Annotated in this window: 3 protein-coding genes; all 3 read right to left on the reverse strand. The window is 38.5% G+C overall.

Annotated features, from left to right (window positions below):
* Positions 1–108: 108 nt before the first annotated feature.
* A complete protein-coding gene (locus tag V7161_RS10905; protein WP_335445060.1) occupies positions 109–1,254 on the reverse strand; it encodes a polysaccharide deacetylase family protein in 1,146 nt (381 codons plus the stop codon).
* Positions 1,255–1,323: 69 nt separating this feature from the next.
* A complete protein-coding gene (locus V7161_RS10910; protein WP_335445061.1) occupies positions 1,324–1,596 on the reverse strand; it encodes a YqhV family protein in 273 nt (90 codons plus the stop codon).
* A 132-nt stretch (positions 1,597–1,728) separates the two neighbouring features.
* Positions 1,729–2,493, reverse strand: a complete 765-nt coding sequence (locus V7161_RS10915; protein WP_335445062.1) for a sulfite exporter TauE/SafE family protein — start codon at positions 2,491–2,493, stop codon at positions 1,729–1,731.
* Positions 2,494–2,570: the final 77 nt, after the last annotated feature.

The following is a 2,570-nucleotide window of genomic DNA, read 5'->3' on the forward strand; positions in this document are numbered from 1 at the left end:
GGAGCGCAAATCAACAGACCACTTTAAAAACCTATACTATTAAAGTAAATGAATAAAAGAAAAGGCTGCCGAAAGTTTTTCGACAGCCTGGGGAAGCTTTCCAGCTTCCTATTTTGGTGCAACTAATGCAGCGAATTGGTTAATAGTTGTAGAGTAAGAGATGCGAACGCGGTGCATGACCAACATATCATCTGGTGTACCCTTCTCAATAAATTGCCCTGGCTTTGTGGTAGTGGCAAATTGATAATATTTCTTCGTTTCCGCTACAACTTGATCATTAAAATGTCCATATGGATATGCGATGGCAATGACCGGTTTGCCCGTGATTTGTTCGATCTTTTCCTTTGAAGCGTTAAGCTCTTCCTCATAATTTGTAATTTTCGGAAGATCCGCATGGGACATCGTATGGGATTGAACAGAGAATATTCCTGAATTCACCATTTCCTTTATATCTGCTGAGGATAAGCGATAATCCCCGCTGTCGATATAGCCGGCGATCACATATTCTGTGGCGACGGGCTGGAACTTGTCATCTTTCAATTCTTGTAAGATATGAAAAGCATTTAAATTATTTTTCATGCCATCATCGAAAGTAACGAGTATCGGTTTATTTACCTTATTTATTTCATCCCAGCGTTCAAAGGTGAGAAGGGTGTAGCCGTTATCCTTTAAATAACGCATTTGAGCCTCGAAATTTGCTGGAGTGACAAATAACTCTTTTAGTCCTTCGCCTTTATAATCATCAATCGCGTGATACATCAGAATTGGTACATATTGTTGAAATGTTAAGGACGATTTTGCCAGCAGCTCTTCAGTACCATTTGGGAGAATTCCATATGCCTCTACCTGGTACTCGCCGCGCTTTCCTGAAAATTCCTTCGTATTAAATAAATACGAAAAATTATTTTCTTTTTGATTAGAAATAAAGGATTTCATACTTGCAGAACCGTCGGCTGTACGCCAAATATGGTAGTTGATCTCTGATACCTCTACTGTTCTATCTATTGTAGATATCATCGCATTTGCAGATTCATAGGCGAAGTGGCTGACTGAGATGCCAGCTTTTGGCTGGAAGATTGTCATTTTGTTCACTTCTGGCTGATTAGACTTGGGTTCTTTAGTCTTAGGTTCTTTAGATATCTCTGTATGTTTAACCGGTTCTTCTGCTCTGGACGTCTTTGCGTCTGCCTTTGATAGGCTGCAGCCTGAAAGCACTAAAGTGGAAATAAGGGCAATATTAAGCAGCTTGTACATCTTATCCATCCTTGTAAAATAGTAATCTCGAAAAGTATCATACCATTTACGGATGTGAAAGAAAAGACTCTATGACTTTACGCCTATTAATATGAAACTGACACCCAGGAAAATCCAAAGCATCTTTAGATAAGATATTTTTTCAACAATGCTCAAAGTACCGATTGTTGTCGTTAAAATCAAAATGAGAGGTCCGACTAATGCAAGCGAACTATTAACTATAAGTGCTTTTTCAACGGAATTAAACTTGATCATTAAAATAGCAGCACTTACCTCAATGCATCCTGAGATAATTCTTAAGAATGCCATGCCCAATACGGCCTTTTCAATAATGGTAAACATGAAATCCTCCTGTATCCATCTATTTCTACCCCATTATATGTTGATTTTTCGATAAAAGGACATGTTTTTAAATTCGGAGGGAAGGGCATGGAAAAAAACACGGAAATTTCCCCGTGTTTTTTTGTTTCAAGGTTAAATAAGTTTAAATCCACTAATTAAAATGATTACGGCCATAATCGTCCGAAGGGGTTTTGAAGGGAATTTGGCTGATAAGGTGCTGCCTAAAATGACACCCGGTATCGAACCCAGCAAAAGGTTAAACACTAGAAGATAATCGACATTGCCAATGCCTGCATGCATGATCCCTGCAGCTGTGACTAATAAAAAGGCATGCGCGATATCCGTTCCGACTAGCTCAGAGGGTCTCATTTTATAAAGATACAGCATGGCTAAAGCGAATAATGATCCTGAGCCAATAGAAGTCAGCCCAACGATAAATCCTAAAATAGCACCAATACCAATGGTTAAAAACCTTTTTTCACGAATAGGTTTCATTTGAAATGAATTCAATTCAAATCTATCCTTTGCAAAGGTTTTTATGAGTGTGGTTATGGCTACTAATATTAAAACATAGCCGAGTGCATGTTTAATCACAAGCTCTTGATTGTGAAAAAAAGAATCAAAAAGATGGAGTATTGAAACGGCGGCAATGGCGCTAGGAATACTGCCTATAGCCAAGTATTTCACAAGCTGGAGGTTAATCGTCTTTTGCCTCCAATGCTGGATCGAACCGAACAGCTTGGTAATGGAATTATATACAAGATCGGTTCCTACAGCAATGGCCGGATTTATACCTAACAGGATTAATACAGGTGTCAATAACGCGGCACCTCCAACACCGGTCAGGCCCACCAAAAATCCAATTAAAAGACCCATTACAATAATACCAATACTCATTAGGCACACCCCGAATTTATCTATAACAAGATGAATTTACACCATATAAATATGAAATGGTTAAATGTCTTGTTAAT

The organism is Neobacillus drentensis, from assembly GCF_036965425.1.
Classification (GTDB): Bacteria; Bacillota; Bacilli; order Bacillales; family Cytobacillaceae; genus Neobacillus; species Neobacillus drentensis_F.

Bases quoted from the DNA above. Each gene is read 5' to 3' on its own strand.
- V7161_RS10910 (WP_335445061.1), bottom strand. From the start codon at position 1,596: ATGTTTACCATTATTGAAAAGGCCGTATTGGGCATGGCATTCTTAAGA.
- V7161_RS10905 (WP_335445060.1), bottom strand. From the start codon at position 1,254: ATGTACAAGCTGCTTAATATTGCCCTTATTTCCACTTTAGTGCTTTCA.
- V7161_RS10915 (WP_335445062.1), bottom strand. From the start codon at position 2,493: ATGAGTATTGGTATTATTGTAATGGGTCTTTTAATTGGATTTTTGGTG.